Below are 7955 nucleotides of genomic sequence, written 5' to 3' on the forward strand. Positions count from 1 at the left end.
AACTTTAAAAGAGCCTATCTGTATTAAACGTACATTTTTCACAATGTTTCCGAAAAAAATTTTGGTAGAGAAGCACCGTCCGCTTACCTACCAAATGTTCTTTTTTAATTACTGATCATCTGTTCTTTGGTCACTCGTTCAAGTGGTATTTTCTTTCATAAAACGTTACTACAACGGTGAATAACCACGCTGCCGCTAAGCCTAACAAGCTGCCTAAAACAATCCCCAAAAAGCGGAATTGAATCAACGTTATCACGTACTGCTGACGAACGAGCAATGAAAGCATCAGAGCCATAGGCGTTGTGAAAAATTGCGCCAATCCATAATTACGACGAATAAAATACTCAACGGTCACAAATAAGATTGTAATCACGACAATCGATTCAAAAGTTGTCAAAGCTAAATTAAGCAGAAAAGCGGAAATAACCAATCCAATCGTTGTGCCAAAAATTCGCTGAATATTTCGCTGCTTAATCGCACGTAAATTGTCTCCTTGTAAAATGGATGCACAGGAAACGACTAACCAATACGGATTCTGTAAATGTAAACTTTCGCTGATATATACAGCAAAAAATAAGACAAAGCTATAATATATGCTATCTAATGGCGCTTCTGGATGCCGATAAATTCGTTCCCGTAATGATCGCTTAGCTAGCGGGGCACTGATTTCCTTCTCTGTAAAATGCAACACTAGTGCAAACAAAATAGAAAAGCCAATGCCTAATAACATACAGCCACTCATGAACGGAATTTTTGCTAACGGAATACTCGTACTGGCACCCATCGCTGTCACCATCACACCAAAGAAGGCCCCTGGTTTTGAAATATCGTAGACTTCAAAGAAAAAGCGGCCACCAAAACCGACCAGTGCAACAACAATGGGAATAAGCCATGCAATATGGGTCGATAACATGCCTAACAAATTTCCTAAAAAAAGGTAACTACCGACCACAGATAAACGAGTCATTAACTGTTTTAATGGTAGCGGCTGATAATATAAAAAAGTAAAAATACCTAACGAGCCAAAGCTTGAAATCAATAATTGATGATTGATATAGCCCAAAAAAAGAATGCTGAACATAACCAAGCCAGCAAACACTAGTCGAAAAGGATTATCCTTTGGACGCTGATAATGTAGTAATTCTCGAAAAAAAGATTGTTCCATTCCATCACCCCTCCTTATTAACGTAGCACAGAAAAATCAATCTGGCAATTCTCAAAAAGAAATCGCCACTGGAAAATAGAAAAGCCTGGTATAAAAACCCTAAATGGTTTTTATACCAGACTTCGCATCTCATCTATACAGTTTGTAATTCTTTCGCTTCTGTCTTTGGTGCTTTTGGTGCCCGCACATTTAACGTAATTTTGCCTTTGCTAGCACCTAAGGTTACTTTATCCCCTAACTGAATTTGACCGGAAAGAAGGGCTTCACTTAAACGATCTTCCACTTCTTTTTGCAAGGCCCGACGAATTGGACGTGCGCCATATTCTGGATCAAACCCGACTTTACCAATAACTTCAATTGCAGCTGGTGTGATTTTCACTTTAACCTCTTGTTCGGCCATCCGTTTCACGACAGATTGACTCATAATTTTTACGATTTCATGAATTTCCTCTTGTTTCAAGGAATGGAATACAACCGTTTCATCAATTCGGTTTAAGAATTCTGGACGGAAGGCTTTTTTCAATTCTTCCATGATTCGTTTTTGCATTAATTCATGATTTTTAGAAATGTCTTTCACATTGAAGCCGACATGTTTTTCTTCACGAATCGCTGTTGCTCCTAAGTTGGAGGTCATGATTAAAATCGTGTTACGAAAATCGACTTTTCGTCCTTTGGCATCCGTTAAATGGCCATCATCTAAGACTTGTAATAAAATATTAAAGACATCTGGATGGGCTTTTTCTACTTCATCTAGCAAAATAACGGAATAAGGACGTTGACGAATTTTTTCAGTTAGTTGGCCACCTTCTTCGTAGCCGACATAACCTGGAGGAGAACCGATTAAACGGCTAGTACTGTATTTTTCCATAAACTCAGACATGTCCACGCGAATCAAAGCTTCTTCGCTGCCAAACATCGCTTCGGCTAAGGCTTTGGCAAGTTCTGTTTTCCCAACCCCTGTTGGTCCTAAGAACATGAAGGAACCAATCGGTCTTGCTGGGTCTTTCAAGCCACTACGCGCACGACGGATAGCGCGTGAAACAGCTTCAACTGCTTCATTTTGGCCAACGACCCGTTGATGTAAAATGGTTTCTAATTCCATCAATCGTTCGCTTTCTTTCTTCTCTAGCTGCTGCAAAGGAACGCCTGTCCATTGTGAAACGACTCCAGCCACGTCTTCTTCTGTTACTTGCGTACTGTAACCAGACAGACTTTTTTCTTTCACTGCAATCAATTCTTCTAGTTTTTCCATCACTTGTTTTTCTTTTTGACGAATCCGAGCGGCACTTTCAAATGATTGGTTTTGAATGGCCTCTTCTTTTTCCGTAATTAATTGAGAAATTTCGGTACGCAATTCATTAATTTCTGAAGGTTGATCTGCCTTATCTAAACGAACTTTTGCTGCAGATTCGTCCATTAAATCAATTGCTTTATCTGGTAATTGGCGGTCATTTAAATAGCGAATCGATAATTGAACTGCCGCATGTAGAGCTTCATCTGTAATTTCTACGCCATGATGTTTTTCATAGCGTGAACGCAAGCCTTTTAGAATTTCTTCTGCTTCTTCTGGCGTTGGTTCTGCTACTTGAATACGGGCAAAACGACGTTCCAAAGCGGCATCTTTTTCAATATATTTTTGGTATTCATCCAGAGTTGTCGCACCAATTGTTTGCAACTCACCACGTGCTAAAGCAGGTTTTAAAATATTTGAAGCATCAATCGCCCCTTCTGCACCGCCAGCACCGATCAAGGTATGCAATTCGTCGATAAATAAAATGACTTGTCCATCTTGATAAATTTCATCGACAACTTTTTTCAAGCGATCTTCGAACTCACCTCGATATTTGGTTCCAGCAACCAAGGCACCCATGTCTAGCATCATTAAACGTTTGCCTTGCATATCTTCAGGGACTTCCCGGTTGACAATTTTCTGGGCTAAGCCTTCTGCTATCGCTGTTTTCCCAACACCCGGTTCACCGACTAGGACAGGATTGTTTTTGGTACGACGACTCAAAATTTGAATCAAACGACGGACTTCGGTACCGCGACCAACTACTGGATCCAAGCTTTGTTCTCGTGCTAACTTGGTTAAATCTCTCGCTAAAGAATCCAATGTTGGCGTCCCTTGTGGCGTATTTTTATTTTGACCATTCCGACGACGTTGTGCGCCATTGGGTTCGGAAACGCCCATTTTTTTCAATAATAATTGACGCATTTTGGATAAGCTTAATCCTAAATTCACTAAAATTCTAGACGCTAAAATTTCTTCGTCTCTTAACAAGCCTAATAATAAATGCTCGGTACCAATCTTTTGAGCCCCTAAGCGCTTCGCTTCATCTCCAGCATAGGCAAAGATTTGTTTGGCTCTTGGTGAATAAGGTAAGTATAAGTTGTTATTCCCCATTGGACTTTGCATGGTGCCATAGCCACTTAAATGCTCAATTTCTTCACGGATGTCTTCTGTGTCAGTATTCAATTGTCGTAATGTTTTTCCGGCAATCCCATTCGGTTCTAAAACGAGTGCTAATAATAAATGCTCAGAACCGACGGATTGATGACGAAAATACTTCGCTTCTTCTTGGGCAATCGCCAGTACGGCTTTCGCACTTTCTGTAAATAGTTCATCCATAGTTATTCCTCCTCATAGCTCAAGCGCTCTAAAAATGAACGCATTATTTGAGCTCTTAGAAAATCTTCGTGATTTCCCAGACCATTCAATGTGCTTTTACTTAAAGCAGCTAGCATTAAATTGCCTTCCTTTTTCGTAATCACTTCTTCTTCATACAATGTTTGAATAAATGTTAGCGCATCTTTTTCTGTTAAGGTTGCGCCAATCAATTGATCCATTTGTTTTAGTAATTGATCGTTATCTGAAATTTGTACTTTGACAATGCGAATATAGCCGCCTCCACCACGTTTACTTTCAACTGCGTAGCCTCGTTGGATGGTAAAACGTGTATTAATTACATAGTTAATTTGTGAAGGAACGCAATTAAATAAATTAGCCATTTCCGCCCGACGGATTTCAATTTTATTACTTTCTTCTAAAATCTTTTTTAAATAAGCCTCGATTAAATCTGACGTATTTTGATTACTCATAGTCTTCCATCCTTCTTCTCTCTTGACTAATATTGACCATTATTATATCGAACTTTGCCTATTAAATAAAGAGGAACGCTTTGACTTTAATAAAAAAATGCAAAATAGGAGGAGCAACCTCAGTCAAACTGACTTAAGTTCCCCTCCTAAAATTGAAAATATGTTATTGAATCACAGAGGCTGAGACAAAAGTGTTTAGCTCCAAGAAATAAGAAGAAATTTCCGAAAATTGTTCTTTAATTTTTGGAGAATTTCGGCTTATTTCCGAAGGAGTTGCTTTTGTTCAGCTGATTATCTTAATGTCTCACAAAAGCGATTCTTCGCCATAGGCTTGATCCAAGGCTTGTTGAATATCTTCGATAATAGATGTTGGCTCTTCCAAACCAACGTACATGCGAATGTGCGCTGGCGACAAGCCTCTTTTCTGAACAGCCGCCAAGTTATTACCTTTGAATACAGGCAAAGCCAAACTTTCAAAGCCACCCCAACTGACCCCAATTGTGACCAGCGTCAATGCATTCACAAATGTTTTCAAACGTTCAAAATCGGTATCTTTTAAATCAATCGCAAACAATGAGCCATAACCTGTTAAATATTTTTCTGCTAACGCTTGTTGTTGTTGATTTCCTACAAAAGGATGATATAAGCGGCTGATTCGCGAATCCTTTTGCAAAGCCGTCAGCACCGTTTGGATGGCTTGAGACTGATGCGCCAAACGAACAGGCATGGTACGAATACCTCGTAACGCTAACCAAGAATTGAAGGGACTATTGACTGCGCCTAATGCTTGATGACCATGTTCAAAAATTTGATCTACAAGCGCTGCTTTGCCAATGACAGCCCCCGCTACAATATCCGAATGACCACCAATATATTTGGAACAAGAATGAATCACTAGGTCCACATTATGGCATAAAGGATGCTGAAATAACGGTGACGCCCACGTGTTATCAATGACAGTGTATGCGCCAATTTTTTGTGCTAACGCAGTTATTTTTTCTAAATCTAGCAGTTCAAACTTTTGTGAGGACGGACTTTCAAAGTAAATGACTTTGGTGTTTTCCTGAACAAATTGAAAAAGTTCTTCTGTTTCTGCAACGTCTACTTTGGTCAAGGATACGCCAAATTTCTCTAAATATTGCACAAACGAAACAGATTCTCCATAAATTGTATTGACCATTAAAACATGATCACCTTGTTGGAGCAACGTAAACAGCGTTGCCGAAATAGCGCCCATTCCTGAGGCAAAAACTTTACATTTTTCTCCACGTTCCAAACGAGCAATTTTTTTCTCTAAAATTTCTGTTGTGGGGTTGGTGCCACGTGTGTAAACATAATTATTTTTTTCATCCATACTCGCTGCCATAAATTCTTCGTAAGTTGGAAAATAAAAGGAAGAGGTTTGAACCAACTCGGGCACCATCGGATGATACATTTTTTCTATTCCTTTTTCCACTTCACAGCAAATATTTTCATCATTCTCAACATGCATTTCCTTCACTCCTCTTTCTCTACAATGTTTCTGGTACTTCATGGGCTTCTTCTTTTTGATATTGTCGATCTAAGGCTTTTACAAATGGATAATAAATAACGACACTAGCGGCAACAGCTAAAACTTGCGTCACTGCACCTTGCCATTTTCCCACTAAAAAGCCCGAAAACAGAAAGGGCGTAGCCCATGGTGCTTGAATGTTTGTAAACATTGGCATGAACCCAATTTTCATTGACAGAAAGGCAATCAAGACCGATACAATCGGCGCGACCGCAATCGGAATCAATAATAAAGGGTTAAAAATAACTGGGAGTCCAAAAATCAAGGGTTCATTAATGTTGAAAAATGCTGGAACAAACGAAATTTTCGACATGGCTTTCATTCTAGACGAATGTCCGACGATGGCCATTGCAATAGCCAAGCCAATCGTGCAACCAGCGCCTCCAATTGTGGCAAATTGATCGAGCATTTGGACCGTGCCAAAGTTGCCACTTTGAGCAGTTAATTGTCCTAATTCCGCTAAGCTTTGGTTTTTGTCTGCATTCGCATATAAAATAGGATACAGCATGGAATTGATGACAGTTGGATGAATTCCAAACCACCAGAACAGTCCATTTAAGCCAGCCACAATAATAATTGCAAAAGGGGTTCCGATTAAACCTTGCAGTGGCGCTTGAATCACCGCATAAATTAATTGCGGGAAGGAATCCGCAAACGAAAGCCCAATCCCATTAATCAATAAAGCCACCGCTACCACAAAAATCCCAGGAATCAATGCACTAAAAGCTTGGCTCACCATAGAAGGCACGCTTTCAGGCATTTTGATGACTAATTTTTTCTTAATACAGAAACGAGTCAACTCAACCGAAAGAATTGACATAATAATGGCCGTAATCACCCCTTGCGTTCCTAACCAATCAAACGATAAAACTTTCGTCACAACTTCGCCTGATTCAGTGGTCACCGTTTTCGGTAAAACGACTACGTAAGCGACAATTCCTAAAATTAATGAAGTTAAACGATCCATTTCGTAACTTTCCGCCAATTTATAGGACATCGTCCCGGCAAAAATAATTCCCATCATGTTGAAAGTCGCTCGATAAGCTGGTGAAATCATATCCGCCCAATCTGCACCGAAAATTCCAGCCATAAAATCGCCATACCCTGCTACTGGAAAATCTGTAATCAACATAAAAATCGACCCAATAATTGTTAACGGCATAATTGCAAAAAAACCATTTCTTAAGGCTTGAAAATAACGTAAACTTGTAATCCTTGAAACTTTAGGCACTACGGCTTGCTCCACCCAGTTTGTTAACTTATCCATTTCACTTCTCTCCTTAATCCTTTGTGATATCCTCATCATAAAGAAACCGCTTTCTGATGTAAATACAACTAACTGATTCTGTAACTATGTTTCATAATTCATACGCTTAAGGTATACTGAAAGCGAAACAAAGTACCACAGAGAGGTGAACCCATTGAATCTAATCGAATGTTTAGAACAAAAAGAACGCTATACATATAACGAAGGGCTAATTATTGATTTTATTTTATCTCATACTGAACGAGTCCTGCATATGTCGATTTATGAACTAGCAGAAGCCACCAACTCTTCAACTTCCACGATTGTTCGTTTGTGTAAAAAAACAGAAACTAGCGGTTTCAAAGAATTTAAAATCCGCTTGTCCCGCGACTTAGAAATTCACTACCAAGCAATCCGGAATGTTGATGCGAATATGCCTTTTTTAGCGCAAGATTCTGATTTACTAATTGCCAAGAAAATTGCGCAGTTAACGACTGAAACCGTTCAATCCACTCAACAGTTATTAACCGAGGCCATGTTAAATAAAAGCATTGATTTACTTTTAACCGCTGAAAATATTTTAGCAGTGGGTGTCAGTAACTCCTACATTCGCTTAACGGATTTTCAAACAAAGTTATTACGCATTCAGCTATTTATCCATTTAATCCCTTATCAAGCTGAACAATTTTATTTAGCCATCAATGCCACCAAAAATGACGTAGCCATCCTCGTCTCTTACAGTGGTAACACTGCAGAAATCGTAAATGAAGCACGGATTTTTGCAGAAGGAGGCACCCCGATTATTGCCATTACTTCAGACTTGAACAGCCAATTAGCTAAATACGCCACAGTGATTTTGCCCATTCCTAACGTTGAACATGCAGATTTCAAAG

6 protein-coding genes (1 of these 6 only partly in view) are annotated in these 7955 nt (G+C 39.3%); 1 reads left to right on the plus strand and 5 read right to left on the minus strand.

What is annotated here, in order from left to right; genetic code table 11:
• Positions 1-130: 130 nt before the first annotated feature.
• From IGJ63_RS12895 to IGJ63_RS12915, 5 genes are all read right to left on the minus strand, one after another.
• On the minus strand, positions 131-1165 hold the full coding sequence (locus IGJ63_RS12895; RefSeq protein WP_002354721.1) for an FUSC family protein: 1035 nt from the start codon (positions 1163-1165) through the stop codon (positions 131-133).
• 133 nt (positions 1166-1298) lie between these two features.
• A complete protein-coding gene (locus tag IGJ63_RS12900) occupies positions 1299-3794 on the minus strand; it encodes an ATP-dependent Clp protease ATP-binding subunit (RefSeq protein ID WP_002360915.1) in 2496 nt (831 codons plus the stop codon).
• Between the two features lie 2 nt (positions 3795-3796).
• Positions 3797-4264 carry a CtsR family transcriptional regulator gene (locus tag IGJ63_RS12905; RefSeq protein ID WP_002354715.1) on the minus strand — a complete coding sequence of 156 codons (468 nt, stop codon included), beginning with the start codon at positions 4262-4264 and terminating at the stop codon, positions 3797-3799.
• A 304-nt stretch (positions 4265-4568) separates the two neighbouring features.
• On the minus strand, positions 4569-5798 hold the full coding sequence (locus IGJ63_RS12910) for an aminotransferase class I/II-fold pyridoxal phosphate-dependent enzyme (RefSeq protein ID WP_284955260.1): 1230 nt from the start codon (positions 5796-5798) through the stop codon (positions 4569-4571).
• On the minus strand, positions 5776-7083 hold the full coding sequence (locus tag IGJ63_RS12915; RefSeq protein ID WP_010710020.1) for a PTS sugar transporter subunit IIC: 1308 nt from the start codon (positions 7081-7083) through the stop codon (positions 5776-5778). The genes IGJ63_RS12910 and IGJ63_RS12915 overlap by 23 nt, the downstream gene beginning before the upstream one ends.
• Positions 7084-7228: 145 nt before the next feature.
• Here IGJ63_RS12915 and IGJ63_RS12920 point away from each other — a divergent pair, with 145 nt between their 5' ends.
• A protein-coding gene (locus tag IGJ63_RS12920; RefSeq protein ID WP_002354705.1) for a MurR/RpiR family transcriptional regulator crosses the window boundary here: on the plus strand, positions 7229-7955 show its 5' portion. 131 nt of this gene lie beyond the right edge of the window; only the first 727 of its 858 coding nucleotides appear in the window; its start codon is at positions 7229-7231; its stop codon lies beyond the right edge, outside the window.

The sequence above is a fragment of the Enterococcus sp. DIV1375a genome (assembly GCF_051712205.1).
Classification (GTDB): Bacteria; Bacillota; Bacilli; order Lactobacillales; family Enterococcaceae; genus Enterococcus; species Enterococcus faecalis.

What these genes read in the sequence shown, in the direction of transcription:
- IGJ63_RS12905 (WP_002354715.1), bottom strand. Translation starts at nt 4,264, where the DNA reads ATGAGTAATCAAAATACGTCAGATTTAATCGAGGCTTATTTAAAAAAG.
- IGJ63_RS12910 (WP_284955260.1), bottom strand. Translation starts at nt 5,798, where the DNA reads ATGAAGTACCAGAAACATTGTAGAGAAAGAGGAGTGAAGGAAATGCAT.
- IGJ63_RS12895 (WP_002354721.1), bottom strand. Translation starts at nt 1,165, where the DNA reads ATGGAACAATCTTTTTTTCGAGAATTACTACATTATCAGCGTCCAAAG.
- IGJ63_RS12915 (WP_010710020.1), bottom strand. Translation starts at nt 7,083, where the DNA reads ATGGATAAGTTAACAAACTGGGTGGAGCAAGCCGTAGTGCCTAAAGTT.
- IGJ63_RS12900 (WP_002360915.1), bottom strand. Translation starts at nt 3,794, where the DNA reads ATGGATGAACTATTTACAGAAAGTGCGAAAGCCGTACTGGCGATTGCC.